23 protein-coding genes are annotated in these 18,181 nt (G+C 33.5%); 2 read left to right on the forward strand and 21 right to left on the reverse strand.

Going from position 1 to position 18,181, the window contains the following annotated elements; all coding sequences use genetic code 11:
• Positions 1-46: 46 nt before the first annotated feature.
• The 12 genes from LQ686_RS10215 to metG form a co-directional block, all read right to left on the reverse strand.
• The gene (locus tag LQ686_RS10215; protein WP_025905568.1) at positions 47-694 is read right to left on the reverse strand and encodes a 50S ribosomal protein L25/general stress protein Ctc; all 648 of its coding nucleotides are present in this window, start codon (positions 692-694) and stop codon (positions 47-49) included.
• Between the two features lie 130 nt (positions 695-824).
• Complete coding sequence (locus tag LQ686_RS10220; protein WP_048541971.1) at positions 825-1,787, reverse strand: ribose-phosphate diphosphokinase; 963 nt, start codon at positions 1,785-1,787, stop codon at positions 825-827.
• Between the two features lie 46 nt (positions 1,788-1,833).
• Positions 1,834-3,192: a bifunctional UDP-N-acetylglucosamine diphosphorylase/glucosamine-1-phosphate N-acetyltransferase GlmU gene (gene glmU / locus LQ686_RS10225; RefSeq protein WP_239733308.1), complete on the reverse strand. Its 1,359-nt coding sequence runs from the start codon at positions 3,190-3,192 to the stop codon at positions 1,834-1,836.
• 192 nt (positions 3,193-3,384) lie between these two features.
• On the reverse strand, positions 3,385-3,717 hold the full coding sequence (spoVG, locus tag LQ686_RS10230; protein WP_037590328.1) for a septation regulator SpoVG: 333 nt from the start codon (positions 3,715-3,717) through the stop codon (positions 3,385-3,387).
• Positions 3,718-3,773: 56 nt separating this feature from the next.
• Positions 3,774-4,151 carry a RidA family protein gene (locus LQ686_RS10235; RefSeq protein WP_025905572.1) on the reverse strand — a complete coding sequence of 126 codons (378 nt, stop codon included), beginning with the start codon at positions 4,149-4,151 and terminating at the stop codon, positions 3,774-3,776.
• A 16-nt stretch (positions 4,152-4,167) separates the two neighbouring features.
• Positions 4,168-4,992, reverse strand: coding sequence for a pur operon repressor (gene purR, locus LQ686_RS10240; protein ID WP_025905573.1), 825 nt, complete (start codon positions 4,990-4,992; stop codon positions 4,168-4,170).
• A 69-nt stretch (positions 4,993-5,061) separates the two neighbouring features.
• Positions 5,062-5,910 carry a 4-(cytidine 5'-diphospho)-2-C-methyl-D-erythritol kinase gene (ispE, locus tag LQ686_RS10245; RefSeq protein WP_025905574.1) on the reverse strand — a complete coding sequence of 283 codons (849 nt, stop codon included), beginning with the start codon at positions 5,908-5,910 and terminating at the stop codon, positions 5,062-5,064.
• 148 nt (positions 5,911-6,058) lie between these two features.
• A complete protein-coding gene (veg, locus tag LQ686_RS10250; RefSeq protein ID WP_025905575.1) occupies positions 6,059-6,322 on the reverse strand; it encodes a biofilm formation stimulator Veg in 264 nt (87 codons plus the stop codon).
• A gap of 99 nt (positions 6,323-6,421) precedes the next feature.
• Positions 6,422-7,312, reverse strand: a complete 891-nt coding sequence (rsmA, locus tag LQ686_RS10255) for a 16S rRNA (adenine(1518)-N(6)/adenine(1519)-N(6))-dimethyltransferase RsmA (RefSeq protein WP_025905576.1) — start codon at positions 7,310-7,312, stop codon at positions 6,422-6,424.
• A gap of 4 nt (positions 7,313-7,316) precedes the next feature.
• Positions 7,317-7,859 carry a ribonuclease M5 gene (gene rnmV / locus LQ686_RS10260; protein WP_037590321.1) on the reverse strand — a complete coding sequence of 181 codons (543 nt, stop codon included), beginning with the start codon at positions 7,857-7,859 and terminating at the stop codon, positions 7,317-7,319.
• Between the two features lie 54 nt (positions 7,860-7,913).
• The gene (locus tag LQ686_RS10265) at positions 7,914-8,678 is read right to left on the reverse strand and encodes a TatD family hydrolase (protein ID WP_025905578.1); all 765 of its coding nucleotides are present in this window, start codon (positions 8,676-8,678) and stop codon (positions 7,914-7,916) included.
• A 21-nt stretch (positions 8,679-8,699) separates the two neighbouring features.
• The gene (gene metG, locus LQ686_RS10270; protein WP_025905579.1) at positions 8,700-10,700 is read right to left on the reverse strand and encodes a methionine--tRNA ligase; all 2,001 of its coding nucleotides are present in this window, start codon (positions 10,698-10,700) and stop codon (positions 8,700-8,702) included.
• A 232-nt stretch (positions 10,701-10,932) separates the two neighbouring features.
• Here metG and LQ686_RS10275 point away from each other — a divergent pair, with 232 nt between their 5' ends.
• Positions 10,933-11,208: an AbrB/MazE/SpoVT family DNA-binding domain-containing protein gene (locus LQ686_RS10275; RefSeq protein WP_025905580.1), complete on the forward strand. Its 276-nt coding sequence runs from the start codon at positions 10,933-10,935 to the stop codon at positions 11,206-11,208.
• 65 nt (positions 11,209-11,273) lie between these two features.
• On the opposite strand, the gene rsmI is transcribed toward LQ686_RS10275, so the two are convergent.
• Genes rsmI through LQ686_RS10320 form a run of 9 tightly spaced genes read right to left on the reverse strand, consistent with a single transcriptional unit; the run spans position 11,274 to position 17,610 of the window.
• On the reverse strand, positions 11,274-12,116 hold the full coding sequence (rsmI, locus tag LQ686_RS10280; RefSeq protein WP_239733310.1) for a 16S rRNA (cytidine(1402)-2'-O)-methyltransferase: 843 nt from the start codon (positions 12,114-12,116) through the stop codon (positions 11,274-11,276).
• A gap of 1 nt (position 12,117) precedes the next feature.
• On the reverse strand, positions 12,118-12,366 hold the full coding sequence (locus LQ686_RS10285; protein WP_025905582.1) for a GIY-YIG nuclease family protein: 249 nt from the start codon (positions 12,364-12,366) through the stop codon (positions 12,118-12,120).
• Positions 12,359-13,087, reverse strand: coding sequence for a tRNA1(Val) (adenine(37)-N6)-methyltransferase (locus tag LQ686_RS10290; RefSeq protein WP_119475316.1), 729 nt, complete (start codon positions 13,085-13,087; stop codon positions 12,359-12,361). Before LQ686_RS10290 ends, LQ686_RS10285 begins: the two co-directional genes overlap by 8 nt.
• A 51-nt stretch (positions 13,088-13,138) precedes the next feature.
• Positions 13,139-13,471, reverse strand: coding sequence for a DNA replication initiation control protein YabA (yabA, locus tag LQ686_RS10295; protein WP_025905584.1), 333 nt, complete (start codon positions 13,469-13,471; stop codon positions 13,139-13,141).
• A 14-nt stretch (positions 13,472-13,485) separates the two neighbouring features.
• Positions 13,486-14,292: a PSP1 domain-containing protein gene (locus LQ686_RS10300; RefSeq protein ID WP_025905585.1), complete on the reverse strand. Its 807-nt coding sequence runs from the start codon at positions 14,290-14,292 to the stop codon at positions 13,486-13,488.
• Between the two features lie 4 nt (positions 14,293-14,296).
• Positions 14,297-15,223 carry a hypothetical protein gene (locus LQ686_RS10305; RefSeq protein ID WP_025905586.1) on the reverse strand — a complete coding sequence of 309 codons (927 nt, stop codon included), beginning with the start codon at positions 15,221-15,223 and terminating at the stop codon, positions 14,297-14,299.
• Positions 15,224-15,275: 52 nt separating this feature from the next.
• Positions 15,276-15,605, reverse strand: a complete 330-nt coding sequence (locus LQ686_RS10310; RefSeq protein ID WP_025905587.1) for a cyclic-di-AMP receptor — start codon at positions 15,603-15,605, stop codon at positions 15,276-15,278.
• 33 nt (positions 15,606-15,638) lie between these two features.
• Positions 15,639-16,259 (reverse strand): dTMP kinase, encoded by a 621-nt coding sequence (tmk, locus tag LQ686_RS10315; RefSeq protein WP_025905588.1) that lies wholly within the window; start codon positions 16,257-16,259, stop codon positions 15,639-15,641.
• 1 nt (position 16,260) lies between these two features.
• Positions 16,261-17,610, reverse strand: coding sequence for an aminotransferase class I/II-fold pyridoxal phosphate-dependent enzyme (locus tag LQ686_RS10320; RefSeq protein WP_107590959.1), 1,350 nt, complete (start codon positions 17,608-17,610; stop codon positions 16,261-16,263).
• A gap of 107 nt (positions 17,611-17,717) precedes the next feature.
• Here LQ686_RS10320 and LQ686_RS10325 point away from each other — a divergent pair, with 107 nt between their 5' ends.
• A complete protein-coding gene (locus LQ686_RS10325; RefSeq protein ID WP_239733311.1) occupies positions 17,718-18,083 on the forward strand; it encodes a GNAT family N-acetyltransferase in 366 nt (121 codons plus the stop codon).
• Positions 18,084-18,181 lie beyond the last annotated feature (98 nt).

An 18,181-nucleotide genomic window follows, 5' to 3' on the forward strand; every position in this document is an offset into this window, starting at 1 on the left:
TAAAAAAACCCAACACAAATGTGTTGGGTTGAAGATTTAAAAAATATTATTTTTCTTCTTCTTCTGCTTCTTCTTTTTCAGCTTCTTCTTCTGCTACTGCATCAGCTTCTTCAGCTGCAGTTTCTTCAGCATCTTCAGCAGGTTCTTCTGTTGGAGGAACTACTGTTACAACTGCTTCTTCTTTATCGTTTTCGATAGTGTATTTATCAGTTGCATCTAAGTCGCCTACTAAGTAGCTATCACCAATAGCTAATTCTGTAATATCAACTTCGATATTTTCAGGAATTGCATCTGGAGTAGTTGTAACTTGTAAGTCGAATAATGGTTGTTGAACTACGCCACCTTCAGAAGCACCAACTGATTCACCTACTAATACTACAGGTACGTCTACAGTTAATTCTTCTTTCATGTTGATAGCTAAGAAGTCAACGTGAGTGATTTGGTTTTTAAGAGAATCATATTGATAATCTGAAACCATAACTTTGATTGTTTTTGAACCAACACCTAATTCGATAACGCCGTTACGTCCAACTTCACGAATTGTTTTGATGAATTCAACTTCATCAACTTTAACAGATGTATTTTTAGCACCGTAACCATATACAACTGCTGGGATAATACCTGAAGCTCTTAATTTACGTAAACTAGAACGAGTTTGTTTACCTTGACGGATAACTGACTTTAATGAAGCCATTATCTTTTCCACCTTTCATTTATGCGCGATATGCGCTCCTACACTTACCCATCAACAACAATTGCTGCTTGTAAGTGGTTATTTAGTCCATAAAAATGAACCGTTTGTTATTATACACGAATATTATAAATTAATCAAATAGCACACTAACAGATTCTTGTTCATATACTCTAACAATTGCTTGTGCTAATAATTCTGCTACAGACAATTCTTTAACGTTTGCAGGTTTTCTATCTTCTGGTAATTGAATTGAGTTTGTAACAACTAATTCTTTAATTTGAGAATTTTCGATACGTTCTTTTGCTGGTCCTGATAATACAGGGTGTGTACAACAAGCATATACTTCTTTCGCACCTTTTTTAACAAGTGCATCTGCTGCTAATGTAATTGTTCCAGCTGTATCAATAATATCGTCGATAATGATGGCAGTCTTACCATTAATATCTCCAACAATATTCATAACTTCTGCTACGTTTGGTTTCGGACGACGTTTATCAATAATAGCGATAGGTGTTTTTAGACGGTCAGCCATTTTACGCGCTCTTGTTACGCCACCATGGTCAGGTGAAACAACAACTGTTGATTCAGGATCTAAACCTTTTTCTAAGAAGTAATTTGATAAAATTGGTACGCCCATTAAATGATCAATCGGTATGTCAAAGAACCCTTGAATTTGAGGTGCATGTAAATCAAGTGCTATCATTCTGCTTGCGCCAGCTTTTTCAATAATATTTGCCACAAGTTTAGCAGTGATTGGTTCACGGCTTCTAGCTTTACGGTCTTGTCTTGCATAACCGTAATAAGGCATTACAATATTAATATTTGCTGCAGATGCACGTTTACAAGCATCAATCATAATTAATAATTCCATCAAGTGTTCATTCACTGGGTTTGATGTTGGTTGAATAATAAACACATCACAACCACGGATACTTTCTTCAATATTAATTTGAACTTCACCATCAGCAAATCTCTTAACTGTAGATTTACCTAATGGAATCCCTACTAAATTGGCAACTTCTTGCGCTAATGGTTGGTTACCTTCAAGCGAAAATATTTTTAATGAAGAGTTCTTATATTCAGTGTTCAACATTTCTGTTCCTCCGATATCATTTTGACTCATGTTTTGACGGCTCCTTTTATTTCGTTTTATAATATCCTTCTTTAGTCGTTTGTCTAGCGCGACCTAGCGCCAAGCTTTCATTTGGTACATCATCTGTAATTGTTGACCCTGCTGCTATGAATGATCCATCTCCAATTTCTACTGGTGCAACTAGATTTGAATTACATCCAATAAATGCATCATCTCCTATAACCGTACGGAATTTATTCACGCCATCATAATTTACAGTGATAGAACCACAACCAATATTTGTTCTTGCACCTACTTCTGCATCTCCGATATAACTTAAGTGTGAAACTTTAGCGCCATCTTTTAAGACAGCCTTTTTAGTTTCAACAAAGTTACCAATTTTCGTATCTTTGCCTAGTTCAGAACCTGGTCTTAATTGTGCAAATGGTCCTACTGTAGCGTTTTCGCCTACAACTGAATCTGTAATAACAGATTGTTTAATTGTAGCATCATCTTTAATTCTACTATTTTTGATGTCAGAATTCATTCCTATCGTAACATTTTTTCCTATAATTGTTGTGCCAGAAAGTCTTACACCTGGTTCTACAACTGTATCTTCACCAATTACGACTTGTTTCCCGATATAAGTTGTAGCTGGATCAATAAATGTTACGCCATTTAGCATATGTTGATGATTGATACGTTCTTTCATTTTCTGTTCCGCTTTCGCAAGTTGCACTCTATCATTCACACCCATAATGCCGTCAACATCGTTCGTAATAAAAGCAGAAACTTTTTCATTTTCTTCTTTTAGGATGCGAATCACATCTGGTAAATAATATTCACCTTGTGCGTTATCATTGTTTACTTTTTCAAGTGTTTCAAACAACTTTTCGTTATCGAAAGCAAATATACCAGAACTTATTTCATTAACTTCAGCTTCAGCAGAAGAAGCATCTTTTTGTTCGACAATTCCAGAAACCAAACCATTTTCATCACGAATGATTCTACCGTAACCAAACGGGTTATCAACTTTTGCAGACAAGACAGTTGCTACTGCACTTTCAGACTCATGAAAATCTAATAAGTTTTTAATTGTTTCGTCACTGATTAATGGTGTGTCTCCACATACAACAATTGTTGTGCCTTTTTCAGTACCTAATATATCCTTAGCACTCTTTACTGCATGTGCTGTTCCTAATTGTTCTTCTTGATGTACAAACTGAGATGCATGACCGATTGTTTCTTTGACTTTTTCAGCACCATGCCCAACAACTGTTACGACTTTATCAACACCTGCATTTTTCACGCTATCTATAACATGTTGAACCATTGCTTCTCCAGCTACTGTATGTAGTACTTTGTAAAGTTTAGATTTCATTCTTGTACCTTTACCAGCAGCTAATACAACTGCATATTTTTGCATTGCAAATACCTCCATTTATACACACTTTAGTCTATTATAATTTAATTGACCGCATAGTATCAAGAAAGAGTTCAAGTAAACGTTTCCTTATTAACAAAGCCATTATCATGACATATAAAAAAACAGCAGTTAAAATCACAAGATTTTAACTACTGTTTATCAATATACGTGAGCTGAGTACTTTAAATATCGTTATTCTTCTTCACTGTCTGATGCTTCATCGCTATCCTCTGAATTTGAGGCTTCTTGAGCTGATTTTGGAATAATGACTTCATCTGTTTCATCATATACTTTCATAACCGCTTCTTGAATCTCTTGTCTCATTTCAGAATTAATGGGATGAGCAATATCTCTAAATTCCCCATCTGGCGTACGCTTACTAGGCATAGCCACAAACAGTCCTGAATTTCCCTCGATTACTCTTAAGTCGTGAATAACAAAAGCGTCATCTAATGTTATAGAAACTAATGCTTTCATTCTTCCATCCGTTTGAATTTTTCTTAATCTCACATCTGTTACCTTCATGATTTGTGTGCCCCCTGTTTTGTCTATTTAAAGTAGCAGCATCATATTAATTGAAGTTAGTTATTTATTTTTGCAATCATTTCGATTTCAACTTTTACATCTTTCGGTAAACGTGCAACTTCCACACAACTTCTAGCAGGCAAATGTTCATTAAAATATTCGCCGTATACGGCATTGATGTCTTGGAAATCGTTCATATCTTTTATGAAAATTAAAGATTTAACGACACTATCTAAAGATGCGCCACTTTCTTGAAGTACGACTTTTAAATTTTCTAGTACTTGCTTAGTTTGTTCTTTGACATCTTCAGAAACGACTTCACCTTGTTGATTTAATGGTATTTGACCAGAAGTAAATACTAAACTATCTACTACTACTGCATGGCAATATGGTCCTAAAGCTTCTGGAGCGTTTGTTGCGTTAATACTTTTCATGTTGATTACTCTCCTTTTAATTAAATCTTTTTAAACAGTTGCCTTCTTCTACTGAAAATTGTTGATTGTACTCGTCTACGTCAGATAACCTAACTAAAGATGTATAATCTTCAATCAATCGATGTTTAACTTCTTTTGATTCTACAAGTACTGATACCCCTTTTACTGTAGCTTTAAACTCATTCATCAAATTGATTACACCATTAATAGATCCGCCTGCTCTCATAAAGTCATCAACAATCAATACATTCGAATATTCAGGCAATGTTCTTTTTGATAAAACCATTGTCTCAATCTTTCTAGAAGACCCAGACACATAGTTAATCGATACTGTAGATCCTTCTGTTACTTTATTGTCTTTTCTTATAACCACAACTGGCAAATTAAGCACTTTCGCCACGGCATTTGCTAAAGAAATACCCTTTGTTGCTATTGTAACTACCGCATCAAGTTCTTCATCCATGTACATTGTAGCGATTAATTCCCCTACTTGATTTAATAGTTTAGGATTCCCTACTAAATCTGACATAAATAAATAGCCACCTGGCAACAGTCTTTCTTTTTCTTTTAGTAATTCACACAATTTTTCAATCAATTCACGTGCTTCTTCGACGTACATTTTAGGTCGGTAAGTTACGCCGCCACTTGCACCGGCAGTCGTTTCTATAATACCAAGTCTCTCAGCAGTAAACGTTTCTTTAATAATTTGTATATCTTCACTAATAGACGACTTTGCCTGACCAAAATGATTCACAAAATAAGTCAACGGCACTAACTCGTTCGGATGTTTCAATAAATATTGTGTCATATAAACGATTCTTTCACTTCGTTTAAACCTCATTTATAAAACTCCAATCTCTATTCCGTATTTTAAGCCTAATTATACTATAATCGTTCGCATTCCTCAAAGCTATCCGAGCAGTCTCGCGATGTATACATCGTTACAACATCCCATCAAAGCATTATATACTTGCTTAGCTTGTCTTTCTTTTTGAACAAAGCCATATATAGTCGGGCCACTACCACTCATTAAAGCAGCATCTACACCAGTATTACTCATAGTATTCTTCAATTTCTCAACTTCTGGATACAGCTGCATTGTAACTTTTTCAAGGCTGTTGCCAAGCGACTGACACATTGTGGCATAATCGTTATTTTCGATTGCTTTAAGACACGCTTGTGTTTGTACTTCTTCCTTGTTTTCCAAATCTAATGCGCCGTATATTTCAGGCGTTGAAACACCTATATCTGGTTTCGCGATAACAACCCATGCTGAAGGTGGTTTAGGTAAGTGCGTAATTTTCTCACCTCTACCTTGGCATAAAGCAGTTTTTCCATAAATACAAAACGAAATATCTGATCCAATTTCCGAAGCCAACTCACTTAATGTTTCTAAAGATTCGTTAATCCCCCATAATTCATTCAAACCTCTAAAAGTAGCGGCTGCATCACTTGACCCACCAGCTAAACCTGCTGAAATCGGTATGCTTTTTTCTAATGAAATCTTCACACCTTTTTCAATATTGTATCTATCTTGCATCAACTTTGCTGCTTTATAAGCTAAATTTCTATGATCACTTGGTACAAAATTATGTTCTACATCAATAATAATTTCCCCATCGTCTCTACACTCAAATGTTAATCGGTCATTCAAGTCGATGGTCGTCATAATCATTTCCACTTCATGATACCCATCTTCACGTTTATATAACGTATCTAATGTTAAATTAATTTTTGCTGGTGCAGTTTCATAAATCATATACTTGCCCTCTCTAAAACTTATTATTATGATTTTACCATAAATAAAAGTTAGAAAGTATTAGCTTTATTCTATTTTTTGGCATAATAAAAAACCCTACGCCATATCACAGTCATATCGCGTAGAGTTTTTTATTAAATACCTTTAATTATTGAACGATGAATTCCTCTTTATGTTCATTCATAAAAGTTACTTGGACATTCTCAGTTAATACATCAGTGTATGTATAAGATACACGCTCAAAATTATGTTTCTCTTGATCTAATTCGACCACGAAAACTGATGGATACGTTTCCTTAAGCACGCCACTTCGCTCAATTAACTTCTTACGTCCTCCATTAGCTTTAAGTACAATACGATTTCCTAATTGACATTCCAATATTTTTTTGATGTCTACTAAAGTCTTCGGCATATTGACCCACCTCGCTATAGATAAAATTATACTACGAAAGTGGATTTTTGTCAAATAAAATTTAAATTTTATCAAGTTGATAAAGCAATGTCAATATATTTACACAGATAAATTCGGGTATTTTTTCAAATTGTTACAAAGATGTGCATATTCTTGTATTGTTAGCGTTTCACCACGTCGCTTAGGGTCTATGTTTGAAGCATTTAGCCATTCGACGATTTCATCTTTATGCAGTTTGCCATCTTTAATTGTATTAATATAATTGTTCAAAATTGTTTTTCGTCTTTGTCCGAAAGCACCTTTTGAAAGCTTGAATAGTAGTTTCTCATCATCTACTTCGACGATCGGTTCAATACGTTTCGTTAATTTAATAACGATTGAATCAACATTCGGTGGTGGCATAAAGACAGTCTTCGGGACGACTAAAACACGTTCAGTTTCAGTGTAATACTGACAAGCTATTGATAATGAACCATAACTTTTACTACCTACTTCAGCGTTTAAGCGTTCTCCTACTTCTTTTTGCATCATGACAACATAGCCATCTATTGGTAAATCATTTTCTAGTAAATTCATCAATATAGGCGTCGTAATGTAATAAGGTAAATTGGCAACCAACATAATTTTATCGCAGTCTTTTAAGTGCGTTTCAATTTCTTTTTTGACGTTGGCTTTCAATATATCTTCATTTACAACTGTTACATTGTCATATGGACTTAACGTATCTTCTAATACAGGTATTAATCTTTGATCAATTTCAAAAGCCAATACTTTCTTTGAAGCTCTCGCTAATTGTTCAGTAAGTGAACCCATTCCTGGTCCAACTTCAATAACACCTGTATGCTCATCTATATCACTAGCAGAAATAATTTTTTGAATAATATTTGTATCGATTAAAAAGTTCTGACCTAAACTCTTTTTGAATTTAAATCCATATTGATCTAATAACGCTTTTGTACGTTTAGGTGTTGCTATATCTTTATCGTTCATCGTGTCACTCCTCTTTATATCCCAGTGCTTCTTTTACATCTTTCTCAGTATAACCGAAGGCATTTAATTTGTTTAGCAATTGTTTGCCATTTGAATGGCCTATATTTAATTTACTGCATAGTATTTCGCGTTTTCTTCTAGCGTCTGGTCCTATAATTAATCCAAGATCAATTAAGACTGCTTTATCAATTGTTTCAATGTCCGCTTCTAATGGAGAACTTACATTTGTAAGTGCATCTTTAATTGTTTCAATTGAGGCATGCTCAACGCCTATTTTCCCTCTTTTATTTTTAGCTTTATCTCTTGGTATAAATGCATGTTTCACACTAGGGATATACTGCTTGATTGTATTTCTAATTTTATCACCTGGGAAATCTGGGTCGGTTAATACAATGACACCACGTTTTTCATGCGCTTGTCTTATAACTTCTAGTGTTTCTTTTGATATTGCTGAGCCATTTGTTTCTATCGTATCGCAATCTACTGCTCTTTTAACATTAACTGTATCATCGCGTCCCTCAACAACAACAAATTCATTTATCTTCATATTCATTTCCTTCTTTAAAGATGCCCCAAAACAACCGTTTTGGGGCATCATATTTTATAATTTAAATAATCTTTCAGCATTTTCTGTAGTAGCTTTACATACTTCCTCGTAAGAAATACCACGTAATTCAGCAATTTGTTCTGCAACAAGTTTTACACGTGCAGGCTCATTTCTTTTCCCTCTATAAGGGTGAGGTGATAAGTATGGTGCATCTGTTTCAACAAGTAACCTATCTAAAGGTACATGTTGAGCTACTTCTTTTGGTTGTTTCGCATTTTTGAACGTGACAGGTCCACCCAATGAAATATAGAAATTCATTTTGAGTATTTCATCAGCTATTTCGTTTGAGCCACTGAAACTATGCATAATGCCGCCAACTTCACTTGCATTTTCTTCTTTTAAGATATCAACGCAATCTTGAGTTGCTTCTCTATTATGAATAATGATCGGTAGTTGAACACGTTTAGCTAATGCGATTTGCTTTCTAAATACTTCTTTTTGGATATCTTTAGGTGACTTGTCCCAGTGATAATCTAATCCCATCTCACCTATACCGATGATTTTTGGGTGTTTAGACAATTCTTCAATCCATTGTAGACGTTCTTCCGTACAATCAATTGCATCAACAGGATGCCAACCTATAATGCCATATATAAAATCATACTGGTCTATTAATTTCATTGTTCTTTCAATCGTGTTCGTGTCGAAACCAACGACGAACATTCTATCGATACCTTCTTCCAAAGCTCGATCGATTACTTCTTGTAAATCTTCATCGTATTGATCCGCATTTAAATGGACGTGTGTATCTATTAACATTCGAATCTTCCTTTCAGTACTTTACTTAATGATAGATCCGTTTTGTATTGCATTTGGTAAACCTACTAAAGTAAGTGTGCCGTCTTTCTCAGCTGATAAAATCATACCCTCTGATAATTCACCACGTAATTTGACTGGTTTTAAGTTCGTAACGACCGCTACTTTTTTACCAACAATATCTTCAGGTTTATAAAATTCAGCTATACCTGAAACAATTTGTCTCTTTTCGTTACCTAAATCTACTTTTATTTTTAAAAGTTTATCTGATTTTTTCACATAGTCTGCACCTGTAACAGTAGCAGCTTTGATTTCTACTTTATCAAATTGATCAATTGTAATTTCTGGTTTAGATGGTACTACTTCTTCCTCAGCAGTTTCAGCTTCTTCTTCAGATGGTTCTGCAGTCGTTCCACCTTGCATAGAATCCTTGATGAATGCCACTTCTTGCTCTACATCTAATCTAGGGAAAATAGGCTCAGGTTTTTCAATCACTTTAATATCTTGATCAATAGCGCCATATTGTTCAATACTTTCAAATGTATCAAGTTTACCTTTTTCCAAGTTTAATTGACGGAAAATCTCATATGGTGCATGTGTTAAGAATGGACGTAATAATACTGCTGCAAATCTAATGTTTTCAACTAAGTGAATCATGACATTTTCTAGCATTTCACGTTCATTTTCATCTTTAGCTAATACCCATGGTGTTGTTTCATCAATATACTTGTTTGTACGACTAATCAACTTCCAAACTTCTGCTAAAGCAACTGAGAATTGCATGTTTTCCATTGATGAATAGAATTTATCTTTAGTATCTAAAGCCATTTGTTCCATCTCTTCATCTAATGGGTGTAATTTACCTTTATATTTAGGAAGTACGCCATTAAAGTATTTATTAACCATTGCTATTGTACGATTTACTAAGTTACCTAAGTCATTAGCTAAATCGTAATTTGTTCTTTCAACGAATGCTTCAGGCGTAAATACACCATCTGCGCCAAATGGTAATTCTCTCATGAGATAGTATCTTGTTGCATCTAAGCCGTATTTATCAATTAAGACGTTCGGATCTACAACATTACCTTTAGATTTACTCATTTTACCGTCTTTCATCAAGATCCAACCGTGAGCAAATTCACGTTTAGGTAAAGGTAAGTCTAAAGCCATCAATAAGATTGGCCAAATAATTGAATGGAATCGAACGATTTCTTTAGCCATTAAATGCACATCTGCTGGCCAATATTTTTTAAATAACGTATCGTCATCTGATAAATAACCTAACGCAGAAATATAGTTCACAAGTGCGTCAATCCAAACATACACAACGTGTTTAGGATTAGAAGGTACTTTAATACCCCAATCAAAAGTTGTTCTAGAAATCGCTAAATCTTCTAGACCAGGTTTAATAAAGTTGTTAATCATTTCATTCTTACGAGAAATCGGTAAAATGAATTCCGGATTTTCATCGAAGAATTTAAGTAAACGATCAGCATAGTTATCTAATTTAAAGAAATAACTTTCTTCTTTCACAAGTTCTACTTCATGACCTGAATCAGGACTCTTACCACCGACGATTTTGCCATCTTCATAAACTGGATCGACAAGTTGTGTTTCAGTATAATATGTTTCATCTGGTATTGAGTACCAACCTTCATACTCACCTAAGTATATGTCACCTTGTGCTAATAACTTTTCGAAGACTTTTTCGACAACTTGTTTATGTCTTTCTTCAGTAGTTCGAATAAAATCATCATTAGAGATGTCTAATTTCTTCCATAAAGATTGGATACTTTTAATAATGCCATCTAAATATTCTATTTCAGATAAGCCCGCTTCTTTAGCTTTTTCTTGTATTTTTTGACCATGTTCATCTGTACCAGTTAAATAATGAACATCATAGCCTTGTAACCGTTTATATCTAGCAATTACATCACCAGCAACCGTAGTATACGCATGACCTATGTGTAAATTCCCGCTCGGATAATAAATCGGTGTCGTAATGTAAAAAGTCTCTTTCGTCATCAGCGTTTCCTCCTAATATCTTATCTATATAATATACCGAAAATTAAGCATTTTTTCAATATTACCTGATTATGGTATAGAGATAACAATTGTTTTATATTTCAAAATTTAAACGTATGCAATATATTGTTATATTGACATTTTCTTCAATTCATATTAGTATACTATTTATATAATTGTCGAATGAATGTCGAATTAGATAATTATGGTTTTATTAAACGGAGGTAAAAAGATGAAATCAACTGGAATCGTGCGTAAAGTAGATGAACTAGGCCGTGTAGTAATTCCTATCGAATTACGACGCATATTAGACATTGCTGAGAAAGATGCTTTAGAAATTTATACAGATGACGATAAAATTATCTTAAAGAAATACTCACCTAACATGACTTGTCAAGTTACTGGAGATGTTTCTGAAGACAATTTTGTTTTAGCTGATGGTAAAATTGTCTTAAGTAAAGAAGGCGCTCAGCAACTAATTAATGAGATTGAGAAAAAATCAAAATAATAAAAGCTGCATATAAAAAAAGGAAATTTAAAGTACATCGTTTACTTTAAATTTCCTTTTTTTGTTTATTCGTCAATATGATACGCTTCGTATACATCTCTTTTTTTCATATTTCTATCTACTGCTACTTGTTTAATTGCATCTTTAGATCTCATTTGATGTTCATTTATATAAATTTCGACATGTTGAACGAGATCCAAGTCTTCCCACCAATGATCCACTTGTGTCGATTCATCGACACCTTCAATCAAGATGACGAACTCACCTTTTTGAGGTATACGCTCATCTGATAGCATTTCTTCAATGACCTTTATTTGATTCGTTTCCACTTGTTCGAATTTCTTAGTAAGTTCTCTTCCAATTGCTACTTTTCTTTCTGGATCTATTTCAGCTATTGCTTGTACCGTTTGTTTAATTCTATAAGGTGACTCATAAATCATAGACGTTGATTCTCTCGTCATCCATTTTTCCAATACATCATGTTTCTCTTTCGCATGTCTAGGTAAAAATCCTAAAAATACAAATTTACATGATGGTAATCCACTTGTCATTAATGCCGTAATAGCCGCATTAGGTCCAGGAATCGTTTCAACACGATAACCATTATCCCTAACTTGATTCACAAGTTCATAACCAGGATCACTTATACAAGGGCAGCCTGCATCAGAAACGAGCGCAATATCTTTGCCCTCTTCTAATAACCTCAATATTTGCTCAGAAGACTTATCTTTATTATGTTCATGGTAAGACTTAAGAGGCGTTTGTATTTCATAATGCTGACAAAGCTTGCCTGTAACACGTGTATCTTCACAAAAGATATAATCGACTTCTGTTAACATTCTAACCGCACGATAAGTGATATCTTCTAAATTTCCGATTGGGGTTCCTACTAAATATAATATAGACATATTACCCCTCCTTAATAAGCGCTAATTTTTGTTTTCTACTTAACTGTTTTAAAGCATATTCTCGTTTTAAAGCTTCGGATTTATTATCGAATGTCTCATGATATACAAGTTTAACAGGACGTCTCACTTTAGTATATTTAGCACCCTTACCTTCATTATGGACTTTTAACCTTCTGTCTAAATCTGTCGTATAACCAGTATATAATGTTTGATCCTTACACTCTAATATATATGTATAATGGTTAACCATAATATACAACCTTCATTTCTTTTGAATAATCTCCATTTTCATCATAAATATAAAATGGCTGTTCAACTTTCAATCCTGCTTGGCCACCACTTCTACCTTCAACTAAAATCGTAACCGCTTCTTTCTTGTTAGGTGTACTATATACCATTCTTAATCTTTTAGGCTCGATTTTATATTGTCGAAATGCGCTTAAGACATCCATCAGTCTTTCCGCTCTATGGACCATTACAAGTTTACCACCTTGCTTTAACAAATGCTTACTTGCTTTTAAAACATCATCTAATGTGCAGTATATTTCATGTCTCGCAATTTTATGTGCTTCTTTTTGATGTTGTATTTGTTGATTTTCTTTAAAGTAAGGTGGGTTTACCGTTACAACATCAAATGTTGAAGGATGATATGAGGTTGATACATTCTTCAAATCCATTTGTCTAATAGATATTTGGTCTTCTAATTGATTATGAGCTATCGTTCGTTTAGCCATATCCACTAAAGCCTCTTGAATTTCTACCGCTTCAATACTAGCTTGAGATTTGTGTGCCAATAACAAAGGAATAATGCCATTACCAGAACATAAATCTATTACTTTATCTTTATTTCGTACCTTTGTAAAATCTCCTAATAACAATGCATCTGTTGAAAATGAAAACACATCATCATTTTGAATAATTTCAAATTCTTCTCTTAATAATTGGTCGAGTCTTTCTCCCGAATTCAGCACTTAAACACCTCACTTAAAAAAATCAGGCATATAACATGCCTGATTTTCTTATTATCTATTCAACACTTCTAAACAAAATAAACAATCTTGTCCTTGTCTGTGTTTACCAAACAATTCTCCTCGACAAATATGAAAACCTTCATGATATAACATAGCTAAGTTATCTTTACTTTGAAGTGGCTTTAATTTCTTGTTTGGCTTTTTCTGTTGATTGTCTTCACTTGTTTCCATTACACGCTTCAAACTTTCATTCTCCATTTGAAGGGCAACATTGTCTTCGACTAATTCAACTGCCTGGTTTTTCAACTTTTCCATATGTTCATTAATTTGCTTAAGTTCATTCTCTAATGTCATAATCGTTTCAAACAACTCGTCCCTATTCACAATATAATCCTCCCTTATGAATGGACTTCAAGTAATTCATCAAGTTTATAATCAAAGAGTTGTTCGAAACCTTTCACTTTAACTTGCATTGTTATATCTAAAATATTTAATCCGACAACTTTGCCGTCACCCTCTGGCGTCACAACAGTTGTACCAATATCAGGTAATTCATTTCTAACTTCTTCATAATAGTCATTTTCGTATTTTAAACAACACATTAAACGACCACAAGCACCTGATATTTTAGTTGGATTTAATGATAAGTTTTGATCTTTAGCCATTTTGATTGAAACAGGTTCAAAATCACCTAAAAATGTTGAACAACATAACGAACGACCACATGGACCAATACCGCCAAGTAATTTCGCTTCGTCTCTCACACCAATTTGTCGTAACTCAATTCGTGTTTTTAATTCATATGCTAAAGATTTTACTAAAGTTCGGAAATCTATTCTATCATCAGCTGTAAAATTAAAGATGACTTTACTTTTATCTAATGTATATTCACAATTAACAAGTCGCATATTAAGTTCGTGAGTCGCTACCAACTCTTTACATAATGCCAAAGCATCGTCTGCATCCTTTAAATTATCTTGATATTTTTGAATATCAGCTTCTGTCGCATGACGGATAACTTCTTTCAATGGTAAGACAACATCATCTTTGCCTACATGGCGATTCGTTAATTTAACTTTACCAAGTTCAATACCACGTTTAGATTCAACGACAACTAAGTCATTTTCTTTAAAACGTTCCCCATTTGGTGAGAAGTATTCTTTCTTCCCAGCTTTTTGGAATTGAACACCAATTATTTCATACATTTAATCACCTCTTCCCATTTATAACCATTTGTTCTAATACTAACGTTGCATTAACGTTTTGCGCTAATTTACGGTTTGCTTCCGTTATAACTTGTATATAATTCGAAATGTCATTTAAAGATAAATATTGACTGATCTCTCTAATTTCCACTTCTAAATCTGGATATGCCTTTATCGTATCTATTTGAATTTTGGCATGTAATAAATCTTGAAAATAAGCATTCAAGCTATTTAAAAATAATTGCTGCAACGGGCGTGTGTTAGCAATTTTTATGCAATCGATCAAATAAATCATTGCCATCTGTGTATCTTTGACCATCAATTCAGCAAGTTTCGTTACAGTTTTTCTAAGCTGTACAAACAATTGTTCTTCTGTAAGAGCAAGTGCTTCTTCTTTATCAGAAGTAACAAAACTCAATGTATGCGCAATTGCAGAAGAAATACCAGACAGTTTTAATTCTTCTATATAATTTTCTTTAGATGCAGGTTTAAAATGAACAAGTTGGCATCTTGAATGTATAGTTGGCAATATTTGATCTTTCTTGGTTGTCAGTAACAGGGCAATTGTATTTGGAGGTGGTTCTTCCAAAAATTTAAGTATACTATTTTCACCCTGTACTGTTAGTTTATCAAAAGCTTCAATAATGTAAACTTTATATTGGCTTTCGATAGGTTTTTGATTCATTTTTCTGAGTAATTCTTCTATTTGTTGTTTCTTTATCGTTGTTTCATCTGATTGAATATATACAAAATCAGGATGATTAAAATTTTGAACTTTAACCACACAACTTTGTTCTGATTCACATAATATTTGTTCTGCAAAATATAAAGCTGTAGATTTCATTTCAAACATATTATCTCCCTCAAATAAATAGGCATGAGATAATTGTTGTGCACTTAATAAATGATCAATCTCTTTGGTTAATTGCATATTTTACGCTCCTTGCAATAAAAAAGCTGCTCAAACGGCAGCTCATCAGTTCTTAAAATTGATGGAATTGTTCAATTGGCATAACGAATACAGTTGCGCCACCTACTTCAACTTCTACAGGGTAAGGAATATAAGAATCCGCACTACCGCCCATTGGTGTGATAGGTGAAACAAGTTGTTCACGATTACCACAAGTTCCATCGATAACACGTAATAATTCATCTACACGTTCATCTTTGACACCGCATAAGAATGTTGTATTTCCAGCTCTTAGAAATCCACCAGTTGTTGCAAGTTTAGTGGCTCTAAAATTCTTTTCTATAAGTGCTTCTGACAAGTTTTGACTATCTTGATCTTGGACAATCGCTATTACCATTTTCATATCTAAACACCTCTTTATTTATTATATCATATTTTAATCTTGTTTCAGATATTTTACTATCGTAGAATATGCATCATCTACAACCTTTTCTAATGGTTGCGTCGCATCAATTACTTTAATTCTATCTGGATACTCAGCAATTAATTTTTTATAACCATCTGTAACTTTGTGATGAAATTCTATTTTTTCTTTATCCAAACGATTCGCATTACGTTGATTATCTTTAATTCGATTTAAACCAACTTCAGCAGGTACATCAAAATATAACGTTAAATCAGGATAAAGGTTATCAATCGCAAATTCATTAATTGCCTTAACTTCTTCTACCCCAATTTCACGTGCGTAACCTTGATAACTTAAAGAACTATCAACAAATCGGTCACATAATACCGTTCCACCTTTATTAAGTTGAGGTAAAATTTTCTCTACTAAATGTTGTCTTCTAGCAGCAGCAAAGAGCAGTGCTTCTGTTCTTTCATCCATGTCATCATCACTATCTAACAACAAGTTTCTAATCGCTTCGCTTATTTTGATACCACCTGGCTCTCTAGTCAGTAAAATATCATAATCTTGATTTAACTTTTCATAAACTTTATGTATAACCGTCGTTTTGCCAGAACCCTCTGGACCCTCAAACGTAATAAATCGTCCCATTTTATTGTTCATCCTTTACCTTGATTTGCTTGTTTAATATACCTTCCACTCTACCACCTCTATCAAGCCATTGTAAAAGAGAATCCACTATTTCTTTACGAATATTTTCTCCTTTTAAAATGACTGGTATACCTGGTGGATAAGGCACAATATCTTCCACAGCAATATAGCCATACGATGTATTCAAGTCCATCATTTTTGTTTTTTCAATATCGCTGTATTTATACATTGTACTATCTGTTTCGTATGGTAATTTAAATTGTACTTCTTCTTTAAGTTGGTGCTCAACATTCACTTTAATATTTCTAACACGATCAATCATATCTTCAAATGGGAACTTATCTAATTCATGCCATAATGGTAAGACTAATAACACAAATTTATAATCACATAACTCTACATAAATATGCACATCTTCAAATAGTTTTTGAATTTCAAATCCGCTTAATCCTCTATAAGAAACAATTAATTTAAGAGGGTCCTCTAGACTGCCCACTTCAAATCCAACATTCTCCATCGTTTCAATGAATGTTTGTCTATTGCGCTTGAATTTTTGATCATCATACTGCTTATAGAATTTTTCCGCACTTTCTAAACTAGCCATAATGAGATAAGAAGGACTAGATGTTTGTAACATCTTCAAATACTGTTGAATATTTGCTTTTATTTCTAAATCTCCTCTCATATATAGAACAGAACCCATTGTTAAGGCTGGTAACGTCTTGTGGTAAGACTGCACGACTATATCAGCACCATATGTCATAGATGATTTAGGGAAGTTTGAACTAATACCAAAATGTGCCCCATGTGCCTCATCTACCAATACAGGAATTTGATGTTCTTTTAAGATTTTAATACTTTCTTCAATATCAAATGTTTCACCATAGTAATTTGGATATGTAAAAACAGCTAGTTTAATATGATTCAAATCTAAATCCCTTAATGAAGCTACACCGTTATACTGGTTTGTCTTATCTGATATTGTCATAGGCATAAACTTAGCATCTTGCTTCGTCAAATTCAAAGCATTAAATACTGATTTATGCGCATTTCTAGGAATTAATACTTCCCCCTCTAAATGCGCCACTGCATAAATTGCAGATAGTATTCCAACAGTTGTACCATTAACGAGATACTGCCCATAATAACCAGGATACCTATTCAATTCAGACATACTCATCTTTATACATGATTCTGGTTGATGCAAATCATCAAGCCCAGTTATTTCAGTCATATCCATAGCAAGATTTATTTCATCTAAATAACCAATTGTATGATTATGATGCCCTGGAACATGTAGTGAAATGGCATCATGATCATTTAGAGATTTTAATTTTTCATTAATATTCATAAGGCTACCTCTTAATTTTTAGTCTTTATCATTATATCAATGATAAAGTCCAACGTCATTCCTGTAATAATTAAAATAAGATATACTTAAAAAAAGGAGTGAGTAAAATGTTTATTAGAAATGCAATTGACACAGATATACAATCTATTTATGAAATAGCTCAGCAAGAAGGTTGGAAAACATTCAGTATTGAAAAAATCCAACAATTGCTTATTACATCTCATATTATTGTAATAGAAGTAAATAATAAGGTTATTGGTTATACTAGATTCTTAACAGACGAAACTGTCACATTATATATTACAGAACTTGTCGTTACAAAGAGTCATAGAAAGAAAGGATATGCTAAAGCACTAATTGACTATTTATTAGCACAATATCCTTCTGTTCGAATAGAATTATTATCAGAGAACAATTCTTTTTACGAGAAATTACATTTTAGAAATATTGGAACTGGCTATAGACTACTTTAAAAAATTACAAAAAAAAGAGACCTAACAGGTCTCGAGTGCGGCTCATCGCATCCATTTATAAATATTTGCCCGGCAACGTCCTACTCTCGCGGAACGTA

It is taken from the genome of Mammaliicoccus sp. J-M41 (genome assembly GCF_022385935.1).
Taxonomy (GTDB): Bacteria; Bacillota; Bacilli; order Staphylococcales; family Staphylococcaceae; genus Mammaliicoccus; species Mammaliicoccus sciuri_A.

What these genes read in the sequence shown, in the direction of transcription:
- LQ686_RS10215 (WP_025905568.1), bottom strand. Translation starts at nt 694, where the DNA reads ATGGCTTCATTAAAGTCAGTTATCCGTCAAGGTAAACAAACTCGTTCT.
- LQ686_RS10220 (WP_048541971.1), bottom strand. Translation starts at nt 1,787, where the DNA reads ATGTTGAACACTGAATATAAGAACTCTTCATTAAAAATATTTTCGCTT.
- glmU (WP_239733308.1), bottom strand. Translation starts at nt 3,192, where the DNA reads ATGCAAAAATATGCAGTTGTATTAGCTGCTGGTAAAGGTACAAGAATG.
- spoVG (WP_037590328.1), bottom strand. Translation starts at nt 3,717, where the DNA reads ATGAAGGTAACAGATGTGAGATTAAGAAAAATTCAAACGGATGGAAGA.
- LQ686_RS10235 (WP_025905572.1), bottom strand. Translation starts at nt 4,151, where the DNA reads ATGAAAAGTATTAACGCAACAAACGCTCCAGAAGCTTTAGGACCATAT.
- purR (WP_025905573.1), bottom strand. Translation starts at nt 4,992, where the DNA reads ATGAGGTTTAAACGAAGTGAAAGAATCGTTTATATGACACAATATTTA.
- ispE (WP_025905574.1), bottom strand. Translation starts at nt 5,910, where the DNA reads ATGATTTATGAAACTGCACCAGCAAAAATTAATTTAACATTAGATACG.
- veg (WP_025905575.1), bottom strand. Translation starts at nt 6,322, where the DNA reads ATGCCGAAGACTTTAGTAGACATCAAAAAAATATTGGAATGTCAATTA.
- rsmA (WP_025905576.1), bottom strand. Translation starts at nt 7,312, where the DNA reads ATGAACGATAAAGATATAGCAACACCTAAACGTACAAAAGCGTTATTA.
- rnmV (WP_037590321.1), bottom strand. Translation starts at nt 7,859, where the DNA reads ATGAAGATAAATGAATTTGTTGTTGTTGAGGGACGCGATGATACAGTT.
- LQ686_RS10265 (WP_025905578.1), bottom strand. Translation starts at nt 8,678, where the DNA reads ATGTTAATAGATACACACGTCCATTTAAATGCGGATCAATACGATGAA.
- metG (WP_025905579.1), bottom strand. Translation starts at nt 10,700, where the DNA reads ATGACGAAAGAGACTTTTTACATTACGACACCGATTTATTATCCGAGC.
- LQ686_RS10275 (WP_025905580.1), top strand. Translation starts at nt 10,933, where the DNA reads ATGAAATCAACTGGAATCGTGCGTAAAGTAGATGAACTAGGCCGTGTA.
- rsmI (WP_239733310.1), bottom strand. Translation starts at nt 12,116, where the DNA reads ATGTCTATATTATATTTAGTAGGAACCCCAATCGGAAATTTAGAAGAT.
- LQ686_RS10285 (WP_025905582.1), bottom strand. Translation starts at nt 12,366, where the DNA reads ATGGTTAACCATTATACATATATATTAGAGTGTAAGGATCAAACATTA.
- LQ686_RS10300 (WP_025905585.1), bottom strand. Translation starts at nt 14,292, where the DNA reads ATGTATGAAATAATTGGTGTTCAATTCCAAAAAGCTGGGAAGAAAGAA.
- LQ686_RS10305 (WP_025905586.1), bottom strand. Translation starts at nt 15,223, where the DNA reads ATGCAATTAACCAAAGAGATTGATCATTTATTAAGTGCACAACAATTA.
- LQ686_RS10310 (WP_025905587.1), bottom strand. Translation starts at nt 15,605, where the DNA reads ATGAAAATGGTAATAGCGATTGTCCAAGATCAAGATAGTCAAAACTTG.
- tmk (WP_025905588.1), bottom strand. Translation starts at nt 16,259, where the DNA reads ATGGGACGATTTATTACGTTTGAGGGTCCAGAGGGTTCTGGCAAAACG.
- LQ686_RS10320 (WP_107590959.1), bottom strand. Translation starts at nt 17,610, where the DNA reads ATGAATATTAATGAAAAATTAAAATCTCTAAATGATCATGATGCCATT.
- LQ686_RS10325 (WP_239733311.1), top strand. Translation starts at nt 17,718, where the DNA reads ATGTTTATTAGAAATGCAATTGACACAGATATACAATCTATTTATGAA.